The following is a 21677-nucleotide window of genomic DNA, read 5'->3' as shown; positions in this document are numbered from 1 at the left end:
GCGTCAGGGTTTCGGCTGCGCCGCATTCGAGGGTTTGACGTTGAAGGCCACCTTCGTGAAACCGACGCGCTTGGCGGCATCAAGCACCTTCACAAGGTCGGCATAGCGCGTGTTCACGTCGGCACTGATGTACACCGGCGTGGCGGGATCTTTGCCGAAGCGCTCGGCCAGCCTGCGGTCCATCTCCGGCAGCGTGATGGAAGACTTGTCGAAGAAGACATCCCCTGCGGCGTTCACCGCCAGATTGATCATGTCCGGCTTGAAGTCCGACTGCGCGGACGAGGCGACGGGCAGGTTCACCTTGATGGTCTGCTGCTTCGTCATCGTGAGACTGACCATCATGAAGGAAGCCAGCAGGAAGAACATCACGTCGATGAGCGGGATGATTTCCAGCCGCGTTCTGCGCTCGGGCACTGGGGAATGAAGTTTCACGTCGTGATCAGGCCTTCGGGGTGACTTTGTCGAACCCGTGCTGCGCCGCCAGAATGAGCACGTTGTTCGCGGCTGCTTCGAGATCGAACTTCAGCGCGGTGAGACGCGAGTGGAAATAGTTCATCGGCACCAGCGTGCCGATGGCGATGCCGAGACCGGCCGCGGTGGCGATCAGCGCCTCGCCGATGCCGCCTGTGACTTTTTCGACGGCAAGTTCGCTGCTGCCGATGCTGGTGAAGCTGCCCATGATGCCGGTGACGGTGCCGAGGAGACCAAGCAGCGGTGCGAGAGTGACGATGGTGTCCATCGCGCTCAAGAAGCGGCCCGCATCACGCAACTCCTGGCCAGAGGCGACTTCGAGAGCGCCCTGCATGCTGGTGTGCCGATGCTGCAAGCCGTGATGAATCATTCGGACGACCGGATCGCTTGATTTGGCGGACTGCGAAATGGCTTTGGCCAGATCACCGGACTCGAGCGTCACATAAACTTCTTCAAGCTGCTTCGGCGATCGCTTGGCGGCGAATCGGATCCACCAGAACACGCGTTCGACGAAGATGCAGACAGCCACCAGCGACACAAGCGCGATGGGATACATGATGGGACCGCCTTTGATGAAGAGATCGACGACGGCGTTGGCTAGCAGGGGCATGTGGGAGAAAAACGGGTGACGAATGGAGATTAGAACGTGAACCGGATCAGCGCAGACGGAAGGTGAGCGGAAGTGTGTAGCGATTCGAGGCGCCGCCCGGCCAGCGCCAGTTGCGACGCACCCAGGAGGCGGCGTAATCGTCGAGCGCGCTGAATCCGGTGCTTCCGATGATGCTGACAGCTTCCACGGCACCTGACGGACCGACGCTGATGCTCAAGCGTACGGTTCCCTGCATGCCACCGCTGCGGGCAAAGGTGGGATAGGGAGGTGCAGGGAATTTTCCCTTCCCTCCACTGCCTGAAGTTCCCGTGCCACCCGCTGATCCAGCTTGGGGCGTGGTTGAAGGGGTGCCGCCACTTGCCACCGGCGTGCGCGGACGTGGCGGGGCGGGCGCAGGCTTGGGTTTCACCACGGGGTCAACCGGCCGCAGCACGTCTTCAATCTTCGGAGCCGTGGGAATGGCAAAAACATCCTCCAGTGTCATCGCCTCGGCGATTTCAGGCAGATCCAGGTTTTCAGGCGGCGTTTCGACAGCCTTGGGGATTTCCACCGGCAGCACCGGCTCGGTCTCGGCAGGCAGATCCTCACTTGCCTCAAGAGCCTGTAGTTCTGCCATGGAGGTCTCGACCATGGGCAACTCCGTGGCGCCGTCCAAATCGGCGAGCGTCTTGAGATGAATCGGCGGCAGGTCGGCTGCGAACATGCCAATGATGCCCACCGCCAGAAAGCTCGCGCTGATGCCCACGACCCACGAGAGTGTGATAAGCACTTGCAGGGTGCTGCGACGACGCCACAGCACCGATCCACCAAGACCGGCAGCAGTAGGAATCGGGGTGGAACGGTCGAAGCCCATGGCGGGCAGGGTGTGTATCACTGAGGAGGTCATTGCACAAGACAGCGGCGGGAACGGAGGATGAAACGCAAGAATTAGCTGTCAATTTGCAATTGCGACTCAGTCGCAAAAAAATACTTGCGCAACAATCCATGCTGTCCACTGTCGGCACTCCTGCGACAGAATCTCAGTATCAGCAACCTCATGAAGCACCTCTCTCCCGTCACTCTCGAACGCTCCGTCGGCCCTGCCATGGCCGCTGCCGCTCTCCTTTTTCTGGCCTTCGCCTCACACGCCCGCTCACAAACCCTGAGCAATCCGGTGATCAAACCGAAGACGGCCAACGCCACCGAACTGCCTAACATCGTCATCACCGCCGACGCTCCAGAAGACCCGCCTGTCATCATCCCCTACCTGCCGCCGGTCGAAGGTACGAAGATCTACGCAGGCAAAAAGGCCACGTCATTGAACCTGCAGACTCTGCCCGAAGTGCAGGCCAACAACTACAGCCAGGCGTTTGCGATGACCCCCGGCCTGCTCACTGCGGAGGAAAGCACCCCGCTGGTGAGCCTCGGCTATCGCGGCATTGGTTCCCCGGACCGCGCTCAATACATGATGGTCCTCCAAGACGGCATCCCCATCGCTGCGGACCCGCAGGGTTATCCCGAGTCCTACTGGACGCCGCCACTGGAGTCCACCCAGCGCATCGACTTCGTGCGCGGCGGCGCCTCCCTGCTCTATGGCCCGCAGCCGGCCGGTGCTCTGAATTACGTTTCGCTCATGCCGCGCACCGACCGCCTGTTTGGCATGCACACCAAGCACATCTTTGGCAGCAACAATCTCTATTCCACCTTCAACTCCTTCGACGGCAGCGCCGGCAAGTGGAGTTGGGTCGGCTGGTTCAACTACCGTTCCGGTGAAGGTTTCCGCGCCGCCAACAGCGACTTCGAAGTCATCGCAGGACGTCTCAAACTGATCTATCAGGCCGCCACCGACACGCGCTGGATTTTCTCCCTCGATGCAGGTTCAGACCGCCATAGCGAACCCGGCGGGCTGACTCAAGCAGCTTACAACGCCGACCGTAACCAGACCGTCCGCCGGTCTGACCGCTTCAATCTGACCCGCTATGTCGCCAGTGCGGAACTTCAGCACAAGCTCTCCGAGCAGACCGAACTCAGCCTCAAAATCTGGGCCGGTGCCTACGACCGCTGGAGTCGCAGGCAGACAGGAGGCTTCGGCACCGTCACCGCTCTCACCAACACCATTGCGCAACAGCAGTTCTACAACTGGGGCATCGAGCCGCGCATCCGACACGACTACGAGCTGTGGGGCGGCAATCACTCGCTGGCCGCCGGCATGCAGTTCTACATGTGCCACTCCCCGCTGACCACGGCCACCGGTGCCTCTCCGACAGCCGACACCGGCACCCTCACCACCGACGCCCAACGTGATGTGATCTACGGCTCATTCTTCCTTGAAAACAAATTCACCTTCGGCCGCCTGACCATCACCCCTGGGTTCCGTATGGAGCTGATCAATCAGGACGTCACGGTCCGAAACGTTGCGATCAGCGCCCAACGCGACAACAACAAGTTCGACACGCAGCCGCTCTTCGGCCTGGGTCTCTCCTATGATCTCGGCAACGAGACGGCGGTCTATGCCAACGTCTCGCAAAGCTACCGCGCCACCACCTTTGGCCAGACTCTGGTCACGACTGCTGGCGGCACCGCCAGCGATGTCGCCCCCTCGCAGGGCTGGAACTATGAGATTGGCGTTCGCGGCAATCCTCGCCCGTGGTTCGCCTATGACAGCTCTTTCTTCCTCATCGATCTCGATGACAAGCTCGGCACCGCTGGTGTGAACATCCAGAGTGTCGGGCGCAGCATCAACTATGGCTGGGACGGTGCCGTGCAGTTGGACGTCATCGGCGCCTTGGACGCCTGGAACGGCACCCATCGTGGCGACCGCCTCGGTTCGTTCAACCTCTACGGCAACATCTCCCTCCTCGAAGCGCGCCTCGACGGCGGAGTCAATGACGGTGGTACCCCGCAATATGCGCCGCCCTACATGATCCGCACCGGAGCCATCTACAAACGCAAGAGCGGCCTCAAGATCGCCTTCCTCGGAACGTTGGTTGCCCGCCACTACGGCAACGACACCAACACCGGCAACTTCGTCATCCCTGCCTATACGACGTGGGATCTCACCGCCGAAGTACCGGTCTGCAAAAACTTCTCCATCCTTGCCGGCCTCAACAACGTGTTCGACAAACATTACTACTCGATTGTCACCTCCAGCGGCATCATCCCCGCCTACGGTCGCAATTGCTACGTCGGCGGCAGTCTGAAGTTCTAATCATCTCCTGGTTGGTCGAGTCCCTGCGGGACGCGGACGTGGTGTTCCGCTCTCGCAGGAATTCTTTTATCCAAGCCCTTCGATCTTCCAGCCGTCACGATACTCGCGCTTCACCAAAGCGGTGGCGCCTTCGTGATTGGTGAATTTCAAACCGGCGCGATCCCACTCGAGCCACTGGCCGGGGAAGCGGTCGGCGATGGTGCCGACGACGACGGTTTCGGTCAGTGGGCCACCGTGGCTGAAGTCGGCGCAGCTCTTCCTGCCGGCGAGAATCGCGTCCACCCAGTTGTGGTAGTGATCCTGTTTGCCGAAGCCGCGGGGGTATTTCTCTGCGGGGAAATCGGCTTCGGGCATCACGAAGGGACGCACGGCATACGGTTTGAAGATCGCGCCATGTTCGCCGATCCAGAAGCCGCCGTTGGCAGGGAAATTCTTGAGCGCAGACGGCAGCGTCACCACGCTTCGATCCGGCTCGGTGCCGCCGTCGAGCCACGTGAGCTTGAGCGTTTCACCGGCGATGAGTTCATTGCCGGGAAACTCAAATTCGACGTGACGTTTGGCCGCCCACAGCGGACCGGTGCTACCTTCACCGATCTGCCGCACACGCGTCGGTGCGCGGAGCTTCAGGCCATCGAAAGTGGAGTCGAGATGATGGCAGCCCATGTCGCCGAGTTCACCGCAGCCGAAGTCAAACCACGCGCGCCAGTTCTGCGGATGATACGTGTCATTCAGATAAGGCCGCGGCGTGCGCACGCCGATCCAGTGATCCCAGTCGAGGCCTTCGGGAATCGCATCGCCCTGAGGACGCAGCTCGGTGTTCTTCGGCCACCAGTTGAGCTTCTTGTTCTCCCACATGATCACCTCCTTGATCCTGCCAATCGCCTTGGTGCGCAGCAGTTCCACCATCATCCGGCTCTCGATGCTCGAACGGCCTTGATTGCCGAGCTGCGTGACCACGCCGGCTTTGGCGGCCTCCTGCGCCAGCACGCGACACTCGTGCGGCGTGGGAGCCATCGGCTTCTGCAAATAGACATGCTTCTTCGCTCGCATGGCCGTGCAGGCGATGGGAGCGTGCATGTGGTCCGGCGTTCCCACGGTCACGGCGTCGAACTGGTCCGCGTGCTTCGCCAGCAGGTCGCGCCAGTCCTTGATCTGTTTCGCGTCTGGAAAATCCTTGGCCGCCTGGGCGATGTAACGCGCATCGACATCGCACAGCGCCACGATCTTCACCTTCGGATGCGAAGCCACGCTGCGCATCGTGTTGCCGCCCATGCGTGCCACACCGACGCTCGCGACCTGCAGCATCGAGTTCGGTGAGGCGGAACGAAGAATGGCGGGAAATCCCAGCGCCGAAACGGCACCGGCCTGCTGGATGAATTGGCGGCGATTCATGAGGCCAAGCAAACGACCTCAGGCTCCGTCATCCTTCACTACTTCCGAAACGGCGAGGCCGGAATGCCAGCGCCGTTGAAGAGCGAAGCGGTGGGATTGTCCTTCCAAGCGTAGCGCACGTTCTTCGGCTCGGGGACGGCCTTGGACGAGACGATTACTTTTTCGCCGTCGATCTTTGCATCGGCCGGCTGCCACTGGCCGTCGGCTCCGGCGACTTCAAAGCCGGTGAGATCACCTTTCGCGGTCAAACCCTTCGCATGGGTGAACGCGCAGACGATTTCTCCGCCTTTGACAGTCGCTTCCTTGATCAGCGGGCCGGCAGTGTCCGGAACATCCTTGTGATACACGCTGCCCAGCGCCCACTGCGCGAGACGACGGCCGACTTCCTGCTTGTTCGTCGGGTGAATGTTTTTCGCATCACCGATGTCGAGCGTGATGGCCATGCCGCTGTTTGGAATCGTGTTCAGCGCGTTCATCATCTGCTCGCGCACGATCATCCACCCTTCACCCGCGCGGGTGAAGTTGGGAAGCTGCACCCAGGCGAATGGAAACTCATCGCTCCAGCGTGTGCGCCAGTCTTTCGCGAGCAAGGTGAGCTGCGCCTGATAGAACGGCGCCTTCGGATCCTGGCTGTTCGCCTCGCCCTGATACCAGACCGCACCACGAATCGCATAAGGGATGAGCGGCGAGATCTTGCCGTTGAACAAACCACCGACGTTGCCCTTGCGCTTGCGTGTCTCCACGGGGTCGCGCGGCTTGCGTGGCGCTTCCTTGCCTGCGGCCTTCGCCTTTTTCACATCCTCGGTCCATTTCGCCAGCTGCTTCTCGTATCCGGCCCTGGCCTTCGCTTCGTCGAACGTGGCATCATCCTTTTTGACGGCTGCAAAGAATGGCTTCAGTTCCGCGCTGGCATGCTGTTCTTCGGGACTGATCCACGATTCGATGGGCGTGCCGCCGACCGATGAATTGATGAGGCCCACGGGTGTTTGGAGCGTCGCGTAGACCGTGCGGCCGAAGAAGAACAGCGTGGCGGAAAAACGACCCACGGTATCCGGCGTGCAGACGACCCAGGTCCCCTTGCCCTGCGTTTGGGCGGTGTCCGAAGCGCTGCTGCCTTCGGTGAACATGCGGATCAGCGGAAGATTCGACTCCTTCTTGGTCTGGTCGAAGTCCTTCGCACCCTGCACGCTCATGGCCATGTTGGACTGCCCCGAACCGAGCCACACTTCGCCAACAAGGACGTCATTGATCGTCTTGTCGCCAACAGTGAGCGTCTGCGGTTCAGAAGAAGCAGTCAATGCATCGAGTTTGAGAGACCATTTGCCCTCCGCATCGGCTTTCGCGGTTTTGGTTTGCCCGGCGATGGTGACGGAGACTTCCGCATTCGCATCCGCCGTGCCCCAGACAGGAACCGGTTTGCCGCTTTGCAGCACCATGTGATCGGAAAACACCGCCGGAAGCGTGACTGCGGCCCTGGCGGACAACGAAAGAAGGAAAACGAGAGCGAGCGATTTCATGACGGGTTGGATGGAGAAGAGCCTTGTCAACGTCAGCGCCCGCACCATTGCTTCACGAATGTCAGTCGCTCTTTTTTCCGCCGGCCTCGGCGACGTCATTCGCACCTGCTATCTGACCGCGAGCTATCGGACGATCAGCGAGACCACAAAGCCGCTGCCGGTGATCGTCGCCTCGCACAACCCGTTCGCGATCGAGATCTTCCGTCATCATCGAAATGCGGAGAACTTCATTCTCCACGAACTCGGCGACAAGTTCGAAGAGTTCTTTACCGCCGGTCTGCGCGGGCCGGACATCAGCCGGGCCTTGTGTGAATGCGTGGGCGCCGACTACGCAACGCTCATTCGAGGCAAGGCGGATGGTTATGTGCCAGTTTTTGATGCACCAGATGATGTCGACTCCGCCGGTCACATCGTGTTTCAGCCGTTTGCAGGGAACGCATCCTACCGCTCGCTGCCCCATGCGTTGATCGAGAAAACCGTCGAGGTGCTGCGCAAGCTGCCATGGCAAGTGTTCATCGTGACCCGCAACTACCTAAGAACAGGCGCCAAAGGGAAGACGATCCACGCGGACGAGGATGCGAAGTGCTTCGAAGGCGGTAATGTGACCGTGATCGACAATCTCTCGACCCCGGCGGCATTGAACCTCATCAAGTCCTCACGCGCCTATGTGGGAAGCTGGTCCAGCCTGCATCAGGCCGCGTGGCTCGAAAACAAGCCCGTCGCGGTGTTTTACCCCGAAGATTACATCGATGTGCGCAGGGGCACGGCATATGCCTTCGGCCTGGACCGCGATAACACGCTTGGGCGCGACTATTCGCAGGTGGATCCGGGAGAGTTGGAGGCGTTTTTCAGACGTTGGTGATGAACCGGCGCAGCACGTCGAAATGACCGGCCGCACCCGAGATGTCTGCATCGAGATCCTCGTTCATGATTTTGTAGGGCGTGTGCACGGAGGTGATGAACGGCACACGGTGGATGCGAGCAAAGACCAGTCCGTGATAGCGCCCGGTGATCACAAATCGTGAACGTGCGATTTGCGCAAACGCGGCTTGAGGGCCGGCATTCGCGATGATTCGGGAGCGCGGGAAGAGCTCGGCTGCGTCAGCCAGATGCCGGTCGTCATCCACAGGCGCCCCCATTCCCAACCAGGTGATCGGAACCTCGGACGAAGCGAACTGTCGCAAGTAGTTCCGGATCAGATCGTTGCGCGGATTCACAAAGCCTGCCGGAACGATGCTCACTTCACGGGGCGCTTCGCCCATGGGTTCAACATCAGGACGGAACAAGTAGGCAGCATCAGGAAAGAACGACACATCGTCCCGCTCACCCAGCTCGCGCGCAATGCGCACGCAGTTGGGTGAGCGCAGCGTGATGAACTTTGCCTGCTTCAAATAAGGCACCCAGGGTTTGAGGGCGATCGCGTAGGCATCTTCGCGTTTACTGCGAAACTGGAAACCGCACGAGGAGATGCCCCACGGGATGCCGCGCTCAATGGCGGCATCCATGTAGAACTTCATGCAGCGGAAGTGCGGTGACTCCGCTTCTTCGGGTCCCTCTTTGGGATTGTTGTACAAAATCCCGCCGCCGCCCAATACCAGCAGTTCAATGTCTTCTGGCAGGCTTGAAGGCAGATCAGAATTGTAGAACACCAGTTCGTGTCCCGACAACTGCTGCGCGAACACCAGTGGATAGGTGTCATCACCGACGTTGCCATAACCAGAAGCTCCGACGAAGGCAATCTTCATGCGAGCACCTTCGATCTAGTCGGCCTCTCGCGAAGAGCGGCGGAAAGGACGGTGGAAAACCGGCCCGCCACATTCTTCCAAGAAAACTCGTTCCGACGCACATGCGCAATTCCCTGGGAGGAAAGACGGGCCCGAGCGGTCTTGTCGCGGTAGAGTTTCTGCAAGGCGGCGACAAACGGCGCATCATCCACGAGAGAGCCGACGGTGTTGATCTCCGGATTCATGAGCTGACGCGAGCACGGCACCTTCACCGCCGGCAGAGCCCACTCGGACAACGCCGACGAATCCGGCACGATCTGCGGAATGCCGCACGCCATGCCTTCCATCGTGGTAAGCCCCCAGCCTTCGCCCAGCGTTGTGGTGACTTGAAGATCAAGGCTGCTGTAGATGAGCCGCAGCTTTTCACTTCCCTGCATGTCCCGAATGTTCTCCCCGCCCGTGAGGATGAGCCGGTCGGCAACACCATGGTAGGCGGCCACACGACGCAAATCCCAGCCCGTGTCCTGCCTGGCGCAGTGGAGCAGAAGATGTGCATTGGAGATGCGATGTTGTTTGATCCAGTCAGCAAAGATCTGAATGGTCACGTCCAGCCGCTTGCGAGGCTGATTCCGGTTGATGTTCCCGACGATGAAGGCGTTTGACGGCACATTAAGATCAAGCAGGCGACGCGCTTCAGCACGGGTCACCGGCTGAAACACGCCAGTGTCGATGCCGTGAGGAATGACATGGCCCCTGCCACGGAATCCCGCTTCTTTTGCCTCCTTGAGACCAAACCGTGTGTACCAGACGGCGGCGTGGAGCTTGTTCAGTTCCTTCATGGAGGCAGGGTCCAGATGACCTCCGTCCACAGGCATGTAGCCGATCACAGGAACGCCAGAAGGAGCGATCCTGGCGAACTGCGCGACGTTCCACCAGTCGTTGTTGATCACCACGGCTGCAGGTGCGAACTCGGCGCACAGGTGCTGGAAGCGGTTCATGCCCCACATGTCTCCTCCCTGCCACGCAGGCATGACCCGATAGGGCAGATCGTGCGCGGAACCATCGTAATTGACCCCCGAAACCACGACCTCCCAGTCGTGGCGCAGATGATCGAGCACCGCATGCGTGACCGTCGCAAAACCCGTGGGAACCAAAGCATCGCCAATCCAGAGAAGACGCGGCTTTCGGGAACGACGCAGACCTCCCAACTTTACCTGAGCGTCCCGATCTGCACGCCCTTGAGGTGCAGACATGGCCGAACCGGCCGACGTTCCGCTGGCCATCACAGCCATGGAGAACGCACCCACACTGCGCTCAGCAGTAATGGTCTTTGGAGCAACGGCTCTGGACTTCTGCATGTTTTTCCTTTTGGACGAAGCGGTATTCCTTTTGGCGGCCGGCTCCTTCTTCACCCCATGCTTTGACTTGGCGGATGCCGACGTCGTCCTCTTGAGCGGCTTCGGTGCCGAGGCGATCTTCTTCGCGTTTGCAGCCACAGGCTCGCGAACCGTGGTCTTTTTCAGCGAAGCTTTTTTGGGGGCCGGAGCTTTTCGTTTCGCCTCCACCATCTTTCGGTTCATCGTTTTCGACGCAGTCTTTTTCGCCGGGGTCTTCCTCACTTTTCCTTGGGTTTTTGAGGTCTTGGAGGAGTGGGTGACTAACATTTTTTTTGAGGATCTCGATTTCATGATGATGGTGTCGGGTTGAGATGAAAACCAAAGACGGCGTCAGTTCTGCAGGATGGTGCAATTTGGCAGCGCCAGCCGCATTTCCTCGGCAAACGATGGGTCCAGAGGTTCGCGGGTGGTGCCTCCGACTCGCAGTAGTTTCAACTGCCTGCTTGCAGCGAGAAAGGGTACGGCCTCAACAGTCACAACCGGGCTGGCAGTCAGATCAAGGTTTGTGATAGTGACGACATCCCCCAGCAGTCCGAGCGCCGCCACGGGCACTCTCAGACCGCGCAAATTGAGATTCGACACCGTGCCCGCGTCTTTGAGAAGCCGCACCAGTTCTTCCAGATCCGCTTCCTCCGTGATCGACCGTCCGGCGACGGCGAAGGACACCCGCCAGATGGTGAAAGGTTCCTTGGGCAGGCCGGAAGAATACCAAATGTCATATTGATCCCCCATCTGCTTTTCCGTGTCGGCGTCAGTTTGAACATTCAAAAAGCCGTCGTGAGCAAAAACCCACTCGGCCAGTTTCATCTGCTCGGGTGCTGGTGGTGCCTGGGCAGGTTGCCCGGCCTGAGAGAGTTCCGCATCGGTGGTCTTCTGCGAAGCAAGCCACCCAGCCTGCCAGGCTGCGCCGCCGCCGCCGAGCAACAGGATCCCTGCAGCCCACCCCATCCAGCGCTTTTTGCGTGTGCGCGACTGCATCCGGATCGTTTCGGCATCGGTGGGGATTCGCACCGCCTGCGGAGCAGGAGCGACGGTGATATCGCTTTTGGGAGGCCGGCGGAAGTTCTTCCAATTGTCGCTGTTTTTGAAAAGCTTTTCCAGCACCTGCGTCATGTCACTCACATGCTGGTAGCGTTTCTCGGGGTTGTTTTGCATCGCCTTGCTGACGACGGCGTCGATGCCCTTGTCCGCGCCCGAACGGATCGAGGGGGGCTCCCACATGCCTTTGGGCACATGTCCCGTGAAGAGTTCATAGATCATCACTCCAAGTGAGTAGATGTCCGCCCGGTGGTCGATGGTTCTGCTTTGGTCGAGCGCTTCGGGCGCGATATAATCCGGTGTTCCGAGCGTGGTGCCAGTCGCGGTGTAGTCAACCGACTGCGGGCCGACAACCTTGGCGAGCCCAAAGTCGGCGACTTTTACATTACCGCGTTCGTCGATGAGGATGTTTGCCGGCTTGATGTCACGATGCACAATGCCGCGCTCATGGGCAAACTGCAGGGCCTCGCAGACCTGGGTAATGATTCTGAGAATCTGCCGGGGTTCCGGTGGATCGCGTTTCAGCAGATGCTGCAAATCCATGCCGGAGACATACTCCATGGCATAGAACATCTGCCCGTCTGGAGTCTCACCAAAGTCATGCACGGCGATGATATGGGGATGATTCAGCTGCGCGAGGGCGTGCGCCTCGCGTTTGAAGCGTTCGGCGAAGCTTTCCTTGTTGCGATGAACCTGCGGCAGCAGCTTCACCGCCACAGTGCGGTTGAGACTCTTTTGCACCGCCTTGTAAACCGCGCCCATGCCACCGCGCTCGATGAACTCGACGAACTTGTAGCCGGGAATAAGCTCGTCTAGTTCCTGCGTCGATGGCGGAACGAAAGGCTCAAATTTGATCCCTTCACCACCATGGTCATTCGCGGGCTGCATTCCGGTGATTTAAGAGGGCGGAGTCGTTCTTGGCAAGACACCAAGTGCATGAAAGCCAAATAATCACTAGAAAGAACTTCAGACAGACCCATAGGCCGACACCAACTGCTCCACACTGCGCCCCCAGTTCAACTCCTGCGTCAACCTTGCATGACCAGCCGCGGCCAAGGTCTTTCGACATGACTCGTCGTCAAGAGTGGCCAGGATGGCATCCCCCAACTGCTCAGCGCTGTTTTCCATAACGTAGACGGCTCCGGCCCCGGCGGAATAACGACCTTCCACGGTTCCGAACATGACCATCGGCTTCGCGAAGGCCATGTACTCGAGCACCTTGTTCATGGTGCAGTGGTCGTTGTAGGCATTGATGGGATCGCAGGCGACTCCGAGATCCATGGTGCGCAGGGCGCAGCAGAGAAACTCATCACTGACACGACCGGGCATGCTCATGCAGTCTTGGAGGCCCAGACGATCACGCACGGCGAGCAGGTCCGCATGCTCCGGGCCCGACCCCATGAGCAGAAACTGAACATCCGAGCGCTGACGAGTATTGACGATGTGGTTGGCGGCACGAATCAAATACTCCACCCCGTCGGCACTGCCCATGACGCCGATATAACCCACCAGATATTTTCTACCCGCACGCAAGGCTTCGTCCGGCTCGGCATTTGTGTTCATGCGGTTGGGAGCCGTGCGAACGACGAAAGCGCGGTCATCGTCGAGCCCGCCACGCTGCTTGACCGCCTTCAGCACGCTCTGATTGGTGGCTATTACCGCATCGGCGAGGGCAAGGGTGCAACGCTCGGCGATCCTAACCGCCCAATACATGAGGCCGCGTTTGCCAAACTTCGCCTCAAACATTTCCGGCCACAGATCATGGACATCGAAGATCACCTTGACCCCTGCAAGCAGCTTAAACGGCAGGGCGACGAGAAACAGCAGGTCGGGAGGATTGCAAAGATGGATCACATCGAAACCGCAGCGCTTCCATGCCTTGAGAGCGCACCCAAGCTCGCCCCACAACGCGGAGGCATATTCCTTGAAGAAACCGCCGAGAGATCCGGCCTCGCCGCTGATCCAGTGCCGGTAGATCTGGATTCCTTCCAGCACCTCCTCCGGCTGCGTGTAGCCCCGCATCTGCGGACAGATCACGGTTACTTCGTGGCCTGCGTCACGCAGCGCGCAGGCCTCCTGCCACACGCGCCTGTCGAAAGGCACCGGAAGGTTTTCGACAAGGATGAGAACGCGCATAGATCGCAGAGAACTCTAGGCGCCCGCTGTGGCTTTGGCAGCTCGCTGCTCTTTGGAAAGCCATTGGATTTTTAACGTCTTGCCCTCCTTGCCCCCTCCACCTCCACCGAAGAAGTCGCCGGTGTCCTTGAGGGTGACAAAGATGATGAAGCCAAACAGCATCAGCGCGCAGGCGGTCTGCACGTACTCGAGAACCTTGCCCTGCGGCGGCTTGCGGCGGATCGCCTCGGCAATAGCCATGGTGATGTGACCTCCATCTAGCACCGGAAAGGGCATCATGTTGAGAATGGCGAGGTTGATGTTGAACACGACGCTGAACCAGAGCACGAGGCGCCAGCCATCGGGGTGCTGGAACAGCTTGTAGTAAAGACGACCTACTCCAACCGGGCCGCTCATGTGCGCCGGGCTAAGATCCGATTTCGGTGAAAAGAGCTTCGTCACCAGATTACCCATGTGTCTCACGGCGTCACTGATCTGTTCCCATGGGGTGACGATGATGGGCGTGCGCTTGCCTTCCACATCCCAGGCCACGCCGATCATCGGATACTCCTGATGATCTTCCATGACTTCCTTGAGGTTGTTCTCGTCCGGGACTCGCGGCAGCACGGGGATCTGGATGACTTTACCTGCACGTTCGATGTCCAGCGCGATGGTCTTGCCCGGGTTCTCTCTAATGTAGTCGCCGAGGTCGCCCATGCTCCGCAGCTGCCTGCCATCAACGCGCAAGATGAGGTCATCCGTCTTGATGCCCGCCTCATCCGCAGGACTGTTTTTGGCAACGCTGCCCACCATCGGCGTCATCTGACCCTGCAGCCCGACATCACGTAGTTCGGGGCGCTTGAAGATGGAACTCCACCAGAATGTAGGCACAGGCTTTTCGTCCGTCTTCGGCCAGGCCTTGGGATCGACCTCAAACTTCAGCACTCCCTTCCCCGGACGCTCCACTTCAAACTCGATCCTGTCCCCCTCGCTGGCCACCACGCCCCAACGCACGCTGTCCACCAGCCCTTCAAAGCGCTTCACTTGCTGGCCGTCCACCTCGAGAACCTTGTCCCCAGGGAGAATGCCCGCCTTTTCCGCCGGGCTGCCCTTAGCGACATACCCGACGATGGTCGTGGTGTGTGCCTCACTCTGCGGCTTGCCCACAAGCCAGACCGCTACCGCGAACACGCAGGCGAGCAGGAAACTGAACAACGGCCCGGCGAAGGCGACGATGGCCTTGTCCAAAGGAGTGATCGGCGGCAGCGGCTCGGTGCTGGTTTCTCCCTCGAGGCCGCCCATGGGGGCCATTTGCGGCAGGGCCACGAAACCTCCCGCCGGAATGCTGCCAATGCCGTATTCGACCCCGTTGATGGTCTTTTTCCACAAGGGTTTGCCGAACCAGATGTAGAATTTCTCGACCTTCAGCCCCCGCCAGCGCGCCGCAAGGAAATGTCCCCATTCGTGGACGACAATCATGAGGTTGAAAACCAGGATCACCTCCAGAATGAGGATGATGAAACGGAGGATTTCACCGAAGGTACCGAGGGAGGAAAGCCAAGCCATAAAGAGGAAGAAAATCCTTTGGGACCCGGGCGGGATTGCCGGAGCACCGAAAGACAGGCCGGAAAGCTAACACCCCGTCAAGTCCCGTGCAAATGATGCGGGGAAGTTTATGGCGGGATGAGGCTTGAAATATTTGCCATTCTCAGTCCTCAAACGTATCCAAGAATCCCCCTTCATGATACCGATACGCGCCGCCCTGTTTCTACTCGTCCCCTGGATGATGATCTCCTGCCGCACCGTTAAAAGCGTGGTCGCCGCCGTTGACGTCAAGCCCACCGGGTTTCTGCCCCATGCCTCCGAACTCAAGGAGGACCGCAAACGCTCGCCTTTCATCGGGAACTGGTGGAATACCGACAAACGCGTCGTTCAGGCCGCTGAGAGCGTGAAGTCGATCTACATCGCACCGGTGGTCGCCGATCAACTCAAGCCCATGCGCCAAAAATTCACCAAGCTGGAATTCTCCGACGAGCGACGGGACAAAAAGATCCGGAGCCTGCTGAAATACACGCAGGAGAAGTTTGTCCGAGCCTTCAAATCCAACAAAAAGTCGCGCTTCTCCGTCGTGGACGCTCCCTCCAAAGATGCGATGACCCTGAGGCTCTCCATCATCGAATGGGAGCCCAACACGTACTCGGGTCTGGCGGTGAGAGAAGCCGTGGATCTGGTCACGCTGCCGATGGTTGGCAGTGTGCTGGGCAAACCGTCTCGCGGCATGATCGCGATCGAAGGCGTCCTGACGGAACCAAAGACCGGAAAATCTTTCTTCGAGTTTGCTGACAAGGAGGAAGCCAAATCCCTCTTCTTCTTCTTCCCTCAGGAGTTGTTTCCCTCGGGTCAGGCGAAGTATGCCATTCGTGAATGGGCCCGGCAGTTCGAGAAGCTCATGAGCACTCCTCCGGACACAAAAGTGAAGGACAGCATGCCCTTCCAAATCATTGCGTTTTGATGCGGCAGGTCGTTTTGCGACGGCTTGCCCATAAAAATCACATCTACTCAAACCTGGCGGAATTTTTCCCCATTCGGGTGAACGTTTGGTGATTGCCAGGATCGTAGGTTCTGTGAGCTAATCTCTCACGAGCCTTCCTTCATCATGAAAACGCATTCTTTTCGAGCCGTCGTGATCCTTCTGGTCGGTGCCTCACTGACGCTGACCTCCTGCCAGTATCCCTACTACAACATGGGACCCAACCAGCGCGCCGGAACACTCTACGGAGCCGCTGGCGGCGCCCTGCTCGGCGGGATCGCGAGCCGTCGGCATCCAGCGCAGGGGATGCTTATTGGTGGTCTGATCGGCGGACTCGCCGGCAACGCCATCGGTGCCAGCCGTGATCGTTACTACTATGTGAACCGCAGTTCCGGCTACGGGAACCGCTATTACTACGGCCGCCCCTACTCCTCGAGTTCGTATTACCGTCACCCCTACTACTCCAACAGCAGCTACTTCAGTCCTTACTACTCCCGCAGTCCAAATTACGTGAGTCGCTACAATTACCGCCCGTGGGGAGGTGGTTTTGGGTTTGGCCAGCCGTTCGGCTGGGGCAGCGGCCTTGGCATCGGATCGAGATGGTTCTGATCCGCTGCCGCTCCTCACCACCACATCCTGCGCTGACAACGGCGCAGGTTTTTTAATGCAGTTCAAAGATGCCTTCGATCTCGACGGCAATGTTTCCCGGCAGCGATCCCATGCCCACCGCACTGCGTGCGCCAATGCCGTTCTCCTCTCCCCAGATCTGGCCAAACAGCTCACTGCAGCCGTTGATGACTCTGGGATGATCGGGAAAATCCGCAGTGCTGTTGACCATGCCGAGCAGTTTCACCACGCGCTTCACGCGGTCGAGGCTCCCAAGTTCGCTCTTCAACGTCGCCAGCAAAGCGAGTCCCGTTTGCTTTGCCGCAGCCTTGCCGGCCTCAAGATCAAGGTCAGCACCAACTCGACCCGTAATGTAGTCGCCATCGCCTAGATAAGGGCCGTGGCCAGAAACATAGGCAACACCGCCAACAATCACGACAGGCTTATAGACCCCTCCACGCGGCGGTGCAGGCGGCAGGTTCAGTCCGAGGGAGGCGAGTTGTTGTTCGGCAGTCATGATGGTTGGAGAGAATCAGGCATCGTTGAACAGCTGGCGGTTCTTCCAGAAATAACTGAAGCCGGACACCAGCGTCAACAGCGTGGTGAAATACACGATGATGTCGCCCACCCAGCCCGGCACCGACTCATAAAACGGTTTGGTAAAACCGAACAACGTTTCGTCTGAGGCCTGTTTCACGAGGAACCAGCTGACGGTGATGATCTGCCAGAGCATCTTGTGCTTCCCAAGTCTTTCCGCCATCAGGATGGCTCCTTGCCCCGCCGCGATGAGCCGGATCCCTGTTACAAAGAACTCCCGCGCCAGCACCACCACCGCCACCCAGGCAGACAGATCACCCCGCTCCACCAGCAGGATGAAGGCTGCCGCGATGAGGATCTTGTCCGCAAGCGGATCGAACAACTTCCCAAAATTCGTCACGATGCCGCGTGCACGCGCAATCCTCCCGTCGAAATAATCCGTGATGGACGCCACGCCAAACACCAGCGCTGCGACCGTGATGTGATGCGCCACCGGCAGGTAAAAGCACACGACAAACACCGCCGTCAGTATGAGACGGGCGACGGTGAGCTGGTTCGGCAGATTCATGCGGTTGGAAAGCGTCCTCTGTCTAGCGAAGAAATCCCCCTGCTGTCAATGGCGGTCCTGCGACAAAGCACTGCAATGCAGCTCCCGTCCGTCCACTCCCACCCTCCTCTTGGCGGTGCCTACTCACCCATCACTCCGAGCTCCGCGATGGTGCCGAGTTCGCCATCATCACGCTGTTCGGAGAGAATGCGCAGCATCACGTAGCGGCCGTTGATGGGCTGGCATTCGACGGTTTGCGGTGTTTTGACCTTCTTCAGTGACGCTTTGACGGCAGGAGGGCCGAAGGCGTCGGAACTGTCGCTGATGGCGAACTCCACATCTTTCGCAGCGCCGTTCCAGCCAGTGTCCTGACGACCGAGATAGACGAATCCACGAACTTTGTGCGGCGCACCGAGATCGATGACGAGTTCATGCGGTGGTTTGGCGATGCCGTCGCTGAACTTTGAGTGCCAGAGCGTTTCGGAATCACCATCAATGGCGTTGGTGGCAAATTTCTTGTTCGCGGTGTTCTCGCTGCTCACGCGGACGATTTTCCAGTCCTTGTTCGAGAGTATGCCCTCGGTCGGCATCACCGCGGCAGACTTCTTGCCCTTCTTTTTCACACCGCCGGGCGTGCCTTCGAGCGATGTGTCGTCTTGCTTGCCGAATTTCGCGCGACGGTCGCGCTCGTGACGATCTGTGCGGCTGAAGGTGCCTTCGCGCACCGGTTCGTGAGCTTTTTCCGCGAGCGCGACGAGTTTCGCGAGTTCGTCGGGCTTCGCTGCGGCGAGGTCTTTGGTTTCGCCCGGATCGGAAGCGAGATCGTAGAGTTCCCATGAGGCGTTTGGCTTTGAACGCACCGCACGCCAGGTGCCTTGGCGGATCGCAGTCCAGTTGCCGATTTCCCAGTAGAGATAGTCGTGCTGCTTTTGCTCGGAGTTTTTGCCGAGCAGCGTGGGCAGGAAGGAAACGCCGTCGATATCTGCCGGTGCGGTGGCGCCGGTCATTTCCGCGATCGTTGGCAGGAGGTCGGGGAAGTAACCGAGGAAATCAGTGGTGCTGCCTGGCGCGATCTTGCCCGGCCAGCGTGCGATGAAGGGAATGCGCAGGCCGCCTTCATAGAGCGTTCCTTTCGTGCCGCGATACTCGACACCGGTCTTCGGGTCTTTGTTGCCGCTGTGTACACCGCGCGGGAAGTCCTTCGATTTGAAGTAGTCGTTCGCGCCGTTGTCGCCGCTGAAGAGAAAGAGCGTGTTGTCGTCGATGCCGAGTTCCTTGAGCAACGCGATGATCTCGCCGACTTCACGGTCGATCATTGTCACCATCGCCGCATAGCGCCGTGCGTCCTCGGACCACGGCTTGTCCTTGTAGAGCACCCACGCTGGATCGCTGTCGGGGATTTGGAAATTGCCGTGCGGCGGTGTGTAAGGCAGATAGGCGAAGAACGGTTCCTTCGCATGATCGCGGATGAACTTCATCGCCGCGTCGTGGATGGCGTATTGGGCATACGTTTCGCCCGTGCGCCCGTCCTTGTTGCCCTTGAGCGGCACTTCCTCGCTGTTTTGAAGCAGATACGGCGGATACTGGCTGTGCGCATGCACCTGGTCGTAGTAACCGAAGAAGGTGTCGAAGCCGTGATTCTCCGGCACGCCGGTGGAATCGCGCCCTCCATTGCCCCACTTGCCGAATCCGCCCGTCGCATAACCGAGAGGCTTCAAGATCGATGCGACTGTCTGCTCGTCTGCACGCATCGGCGTGCCGCCTCCGTTTGCACGCACGCTCGTGTGGCCGCTGTGCTTGCCGGTGAGAAAGCAGCAACGCGTCGGCGCGCACACCGACGAGCCCGCCAGCAGGTTGTTGAACCGCATGCCCTCGCCGGCCATGCGGTCGAGGTTCGGTGTTTGAATGTTTGTCCCGCCCATGAACGCCGGTTCGAAATAACCGAGTTCGTCGTCCATGAGATAGATGACGTTTGGCTTCGCCGACAATGACGAAGTTGCAATGGTGAATGACGAAAGGAAGAGGGCGAGTGTCTTCATGGTTGTGAGCAAGATGAAACGACCGCAGCGGCAGAGAAATACCGCTTCTTTGACAAGATCGCACCAATCGCAAACCCCGCCGCGCCTAGCCATGCAGGCAGCAGATGCAGTGTGTCAACGTAACCGATGGGATAGTGCACGCCGACGCCCACCGAGAAACCAGCGAATGCAGCAACTGCCACTGACTGCCAGACGTGAACAGCAGGCCGCGCCTTCCAAACAATGCACAACATCAGAATGCCCGTCGTAAGAACCCCGCCACCAAAACCAGCACGATCATGCGCGATCAGAGGAATGAGACGCGGGTTGATGTTCTGAAGTTGATCACGCGTGTAGCCGATGAATTCGAGATCGCTGGGCACAAAAACCGCGGTCATCCCCACCACCATGATCGTGGCACCCGCCCCGATCAGTCCCAAGGACGAACAGATCCAAATGAGTCTGCCGACACCTTCACAGCTCGTCCAACTTTCCGGCTTCCATCCCGGCTTCAGGTTCAAACCATCAGGACACAAGCGACGTGTGAGAACGATCGCAGCAACGGCCACTGGTAGAAGCATCAGCGTGGCCCAGCCATGCCAGGTATCGAGGTAACCATAGCCAAGGTAACAAAGGAAACTGCCAAATCCGGTGATGAACGAGGCCAGCAGCAACCACCAGGCCCAAGATTCTCCTCGTTTGATCGGAAACAGGGCCAGCCACGCATAAAGAACGCCCAGCGAGATCAGCACTGCACCGAACGAAGCACGGTCGTGAATCATGAAATGCACGATGCGGCATTCATTCAGCTCACACAGGGCCTTGGGTTGCATGCCGAGAAAGGCGACGTCATGAGGCAGGAAATCACCCGTGCACGAGAGAAACAACGCGCCACCACCCGACAACGCCAGCATCACCGCAGTCAACAACAGCAACGGTCGGCCGTCGCCACACAACGCCTTGAAAAATGACCGCTCTTCTTGCGACATGATCGACTATTTATCACGGCTTCTTCAACGTCGGCTCGCCCTTCAACCACCCCAACGAGGTGAGGAACTTGTCGGTTTCGAGGAGGGTGTCGTAGTAGAAGTCCATCTTGCCGCCTTTGCCGGGATTGAAGAAGCCGTGGCCCTGGCCTTCGTAAGACTTCGCCTCGCAGCGCACGCCCGCCTTTTCCATGTTCGCCTTGTAGCGCTCGACGACGGCCACGGGAATCAGCTTGTCCTGCGTACCGAGGAAGATGATCGCGGGCGGATCGTCGGGTGTGATGTTGTGTGCGGGCGAGAACTCTTTGTAGCGGTCGCCGACGCGCGCATGGCCCCAGCCTTGATCGGGGCCGTTGTCGAAGACGGGATTGAACAGCGCGAGCGCGTTGGCCTTTGGCGAAACCTTCAAATCATCCTGCGGATCGTCGAGTCCTTCCACCATGCCGACGAACGCAGCGAGATGACCGCCCGCGCTGCCACCACCGGCACCAATGCGGTTCGGATCGATGCCCAGTTCGCCTGCATGCGAACGCACCCAGCGCATGGCGGATTTCGCATCTGCCACGCAGTTCACCGGCGGTCCTTTTTCGCCTTTCTCGATCAAACGATACTCGACCTGAATGCACACCATGCCGCGCGTGGCGAGGTAGTCGCTGTGCTGCGTGAACTGGACCGGCGTTCCGCCCACCCAGCCGCCGCCGTGGAAGAACACCATCGCCGGACGTTGATCAGAGGCCTTCCAGTCCGGCGGATTGACGATCGTGAGCTTCAGTTCGCGATCCGCGACCTTTTTATAAACGTGGACAATAGGCTCGTCGGCATGCAACGACGAAGCCAGAAGGAGACAGAAGAGGAGGCGCAACATAGGGAGTTTGTGTGAACGACTCCGTCAGCGTGGTTCAGGCAAAAAACTTCCCCCACCTTTCCAACGGCGACAGCCCTCATTCATATGCCACGCGGATAGTTCTCGCCGGATGCGGGGAGATGGTGCTATTGCTTGGT

Annotated in this window: 20 protein-coding genes; 5 read left to right on the top strand and 15 right to left on the bottom strand. The window is 59.2% G+C overall.

Annotated features, from left to right (window positions below; all coding sequences use genetic code 11):
• Positions 1-3 precede the first annotated feature (3 nt).
• The 3 genes from KDL09_RS13360 to KDL09_RS13350 are packed head-to-tail and all read right to left on the bottom strand — an operon-like array spanning position 4 to position 1934.
• Complete coding sequence (locus tag KDL09_RS13360) at positions 4-432, bottom strand: biopolymer transporter ExbD (RefSeq protein WP_294385859.1); 429 nt, start codon at positions 430-432, stop codon at positions 4-6.
• A 7-nt stretch (positions 433-439) separates the two neighbouring features.
• The gene (locus tag KDL09_RS13355; RefSeq protein WP_294385856.1) at positions 440-1081 is read right to left on the bottom strand and encodes a MotA/TolQ/ExbB proton channel family protein; all 642 of its coding nucleotides are present in this window, start codon (positions 1079-1081) and stop codon (positions 440-442) included.
• A 46-nt stretch (positions 1082-1127) separates the two neighbouring features.
• Positions 1128-1934, bottom strand: a complete 807-nt coding sequence (locus KDL09_RS13350) for an energy transducer TonB (protein WP_294385854.1) — start codon at positions 1932-1934, stop codon at positions 1128-1130.
• A 183-nt stretch (positions 1935-2117) separates the two neighbouring features.
• On the opposite strand from KDL09_RS13350, the gene KDL09_RS13345 reads away from it, so the two are divergent.
• Entirely contained in the window at positions 2118-4268 is a 2151-nt protein-coding gene (locus KDL09_RS13345; protein ID WP_294385851.1) for a TonB-dependent receptor, read from the top strand.
• 66 nt (positions 4269-4334) lie between these two features.
• On the opposite strand, the gene KDL09_RS13340 is transcribed toward KDL09_RS13345, so the two are convergent.
• Both KDL09_RS13340 and KDL09_RS13335 read right to left on the bottom strand, forming a co-directional pair.
• Positions 4335-5660: a Gfo/Idh/MocA family oxidoreductase gene (locus KDL09_RS13340; RefSeq protein ID WP_294385849.1), complete on the bottom strand. Its 1326-nt coding sequence runs from the start codon at positions 5658-5660 to the stop codon at positions 4335-4337.
• A 38-nt stretch (positions 5661-5698) separates the two neighbouring features.
• Positions 5699-7177 (bottom strand): sialate O-acetylesterase, encoded by a 1479-nt coding sequence (locus tag KDL09_RS13335; protein WP_294385847.1) that lies wholly within the window; start codon positions 7175-7177, stop codon positions 5699-5701.
• Between the two features lie 58 nt (positions 7178-7235).
• On the opposite strand from KDL09_RS13335, the gene KDL09_RS13330 reads away from it, so the two are divergent.
• The gene (locus tag KDL09_RS13330) at positions 7236-8039 is read left to right on the top strand and encodes a hypothetical protein (protein ID WP_294385845.1); all 804 of its coding nucleotides are present in this window, start codon (positions 7236-7238) and stop codon (positions 8037-8039) included.
• On the opposite strand, the gene KDL09_RS13325 is transcribed toward KDL09_RS13330, so the two are convergent.
• Together KDL09_RS13325 and KDL09_RS13320 are read right to left on the bottom strand one after the other, a co-directional pair.
• Entirely contained in the window at positions 8026-8922 is an 897-nt protein-coding gene (locus KDL09_RS13325; RefSeq protein WP_294385843.1) for a polysaccharide pyruvyl transferase family protein, read from the bottom strand. The genes KDL09_RS13330 and KDL09_RS13325 overlap by 14 nt on opposite strands.
• Positions 8919-10154 (bottom strand): glycosyltransferase family 4 protein, encoded by a 1236-nt coding sequence (locus KDL09_RS13320; RefSeq protein ID WP_294385840.1) that lies wholly within the window; start codon positions 10152-10154, stop codon positions 8919-8921. Before KDL09_RS13320 ends, KDL09_RS13325 begins: the two co-directional genes overlap by 4 nt.
• Between KDL09_RS13320 and KDL09_RS13315 the strand changes: the two genes are divergently transcribed.
• Positions 10153-10608, top strand: coding sequence for a hypothetical protein (locus tag KDL09_RS13315; protein WP_294385835.1), 456 nt, complete (start codon positions 10153-10155; stop codon positions 10606-10608). The genes KDL09_RS13320 and KDL09_RS13315 overlap by 2 nt on opposite strands.
• Positions 10609-10628: 20 nt before the next feature.
• On the opposite strand, the gene KDL09_RS13310 is transcribed toward KDL09_RS13315, so the two are convergent.
• The 3 genes from KDL09_RS13310 to rseP form a co-directional block, all read right to left on the bottom strand.
• On the bottom strand, positions 10629-12224 hold the full coding sequence (locus KDL09_RS13310; protein ID WP_294385834.1) for a serine/threonine-protein kinase: 1596 nt from the start codon (positions 12222-12224) through the stop codon (positions 10629-10631).
• A 78-nt stretch (positions 12225-12302) separates the two neighbouring features.
• Positions 12303-13472: a glycosyltransferase family 4 protein gene (locus KDL09_RS13305; RefSeq protein WP_294385831.1), complete on the bottom strand. Its 1170-nt coding sequence runs from the start codon at positions 13470-13472 to the stop codon at positions 12303-12305.
• Positions 13473-13487: 15 nt separating this feature from the next.
• Positions 13488-15017, bottom strand: coding sequence for an RIP metalloprotease RseP (rseP, locus tag KDL09_RS13300; RefSeq protein WP_294385828.1), 1530 nt, complete (start codon positions 15015-15017; stop codon positions 13488-13490).
• A 175-nt stretch (positions 15018-15192) separates the two neighbouring features.
• On the opposite strand from rseP, the gene KDL09_RS13295 reads away from it, so the two are divergent.
• Both KDL09_RS13295 and KDL09_RS13290 read left to right on the top strand, forming a co-directional pair.
• Positions 15193-15963 (top strand): DUF3313 family protein, encoded by a 771-nt coding sequence (locus tag KDL09_RS13295; protein ID WP_294385822.1) that lies wholly within the window; start codon positions 15193-15195, stop codon positions 15961-15963.
• Positions 15964-16107: 144 nt separating this feature from the next.
• Entirely contained in the window at positions 16108-16590 is a 483-nt protein-coding gene (locus tag KDL09_RS13290; RefSeq protein ID WP_294385820.1) for a glycine zipper domain-containing protein, read from the top strand.
• 52 nt (positions 16591-16642) lie between these two features.
• Here KDL09_RS13290 and KDL09_RS13285 read toward each other — a convergent pair whose 3' ends face one another.
• The 5 genes from KDL09_RS13285 to KDL09_RS13265 all read right to left on the bottom strand — a co-directional run bounded on the left by KDL09_RS13285 (position 16643) and on the right by KDL09_RS13265 (position 21540).
• Positions 16643-17104: a RidA family protein gene (locus tag KDL09_RS13285; RefSeq protein ID WP_294385817.1), complete on the bottom strand. Its 462-nt coding sequence runs from the start codon at positions 17102-17104 to the stop codon at positions 16643-16645.
• A gap of 15 nt (positions 17105-17119) precedes the next feature.
• Entirely contained in the window at positions 17120-17692 is a 573-nt protein-coding gene (gene pgsA / locus KDL09_RS13280; protein ID WP_294385816.1) for a CDP-diacylglycerol--glycerol-3-phosphate 3-phosphatidyltransferase, read from the bottom strand.
• Between the two features lie 119 nt (positions 17693-17811).
• The gene (locus KDL09_RS13275) at positions 17812-19710 is read right to left on the bottom strand and encodes a sulfatase-like hydrolase/transferase (protein WP_294385813.1); all 1899 of its coding nucleotides are present in this window, start codon (positions 19708-19710) and stop codon (positions 17812-17814) included.
• Positions 19707-20678: a hypothetical protein gene (locus tag KDL09_RS13270; RefSeq protein ID WP_294385810.1), complete on the bottom strand. Its 972-nt coding sequence runs from the start codon at positions 20676-20678 to the stop codon at positions 19707-19709. Before KDL09_RS13270 ends, KDL09_RS13275 begins: the two co-directional genes overlap by 4 nt.
• Positions 20679-20691: 13 nt before the next feature.
• Positions 20692-21540 carry an alpha/beta hydrolase gene (locus KDL09_RS13265; protein WP_294385807.1) on the bottom strand — a complete coding sequence of 283 codons (849 nt, stop codon included), beginning with the start codon at positions 21538-21540 and terminating at the stop codon, positions 20692-20694.
• Positions 21541-21677 lie beyond the last annotated feature (137 nt).

This window comes from Prosthecobacter sp., from assembly GCF_020439865.1.
Taxonomy (GTDB): domain Bacteria; phylum Verrucomicrobiota; class Verrucomicrobiia; order Verrucomicrobiales; family Verrucomicrobiaceae; genus Prosthecobacter.
Note: the sequence above shows the minus strand (reverse complement) of the source record. Positions and strands in the feature narration are given on the sequence as shown.

Excerpts from the sequence above, each read along its gene's own strand:
- KDL09_RS13355 (WP_294385856.1), bottom strand. The coding sequence starts at position 1,081 with ATGCCCCTGCTAGCCAACGCCGTCGTCGATCTCTTCATCAAAGGCGGT.
- KDL09_RS13350 (WP_294385854.1), bottom strand. The coding sequence starts at position 1,934 with ATGGGCTTCGACCGTTCCACCCCGATTCCTACTGCTGCCGGTCTTGGT.
- KDL09_RS13345 (WP_294385851.1), top strand. The coding sequence starts at position 2,118 with ATGAAGCACCTCTCTCCCGTCACTCTCGAACGCTCCGTCGGCCCTGCC.
- KDL09_RS13340 (WP_294385849.1), bottom strand. The coding sequence starts at position 5,660 with ATGAATCGCCGCCAATTCATCCAGCAGGCCGGTGCCGTTTCGGCGCTG.
- KDL09_RS13335 (WP_294385847.1), bottom strand. The coding sequence starts at position 7,177 with ATGAAATCGCTCGCTCTCGTTTTCCTTCTTTCGTTGTCCGCCAGGGCC.
- KDL09_RS13330 (WP_294385845.1), top strand. The coding sequence starts at position 7,236 with ATGTCAGTCGCTCTTTTTTCCGCCGGCCTCGGCGACGTCATTCGCACC.
- KDL09_RS13325 (WP_294385843.1), bottom strand. The coding sequence starts at position 8,922 with ATGAAGATTGCCTTCGTCGGAGCTTCTGGTTATGGCAACGTCGGTGAT.
- KDL09_RS13315 (WP_294385835.1), top strand. The coding sequence starts at position 10,153 with ATGGCCGAACCGGCCGACGTTCCGCTGGCCATCACAGCCATGGAGAAC.
- KDL09_RS13320 (WP_294385840.1), bottom strand. The coding sequence starts at position 10,154 with ATGTCTGCACCTCAAGGGCGTGCAGATCGGGACGCTCAGGTAAAGTTG.
- KDL09_RS13310 (WP_294385834.1), bottom strand. The coding sequence starts at position 12,224 with ATGCAGCCCGCGAATGACCATGGTGGTGAAGGGATCAAATTTGAGCCT.
- KDL09_RS13305 (WP_294385831.1), bottom strand. The coding sequence starts at position 13,472 with ATGCGCGTTCTCATCCTTGTCGAAAACCTTCCGGTGCCTTTCGACAGG.
- rseP (WP_294385828.1), bottom strand. The coding sequence starts at position 15,017 with ATGGCTTGGCTTTCCTCCCTCGGTACCTTCGGTGAAATCCTCCGTTTC.
- KDL09_RS13295 (WP_294385822.1), top strand. The coding sequence starts at position 15,193 with ATGATACCGATACGCGCCGCCCTGTTTCTACTCGTCCCCTGGATGATG.
- KDL09_RS13290 (WP_294385820.1), top strand. The coding sequence starts at position 16,108 with ATGAAAACGCATTCTTTTCGAGCCGTCGTGATCCTTCTGGTCGGTGCC.
- KDL09_RS13285 (WP_294385817.1), bottom strand. The coding sequence starts at position 17,104 with ATGACTGCCGAACAACAACTCGCCTCCCTCGGACTGAACCTGCCGCCT.
- pgsA (WP_294385816.1), bottom strand. The coding sequence starts at position 17,692 with ATGAATCTGCCGAACCAGCTCACCGTCGCCCGTCTCATACTGACGGCG.
- KDL09_RS13275 (WP_294385813.1), bottom strand. The coding sequence starts at position 19,710 with ATGAAGACACTCGCCCTCTTCCTTTCGTCATTCACCATTGCAACTTCG.
- KDL09_RS13270 (WP_294385810.1), bottom strand. The coding sequence starts at position 20,678 with ATGTCGCAAGAAGAGCGGTCATTTTTCAAGGCGTTGTGTGGCGACGGC.
- KDL09_RS13265 (WP_294385807.1), bottom strand. The coding sequence starts at position 21,540 with ATGTTGCGCCTCCTCTTCTGTCTCCTTCTGGCTTCGTCGTTGCATGCC.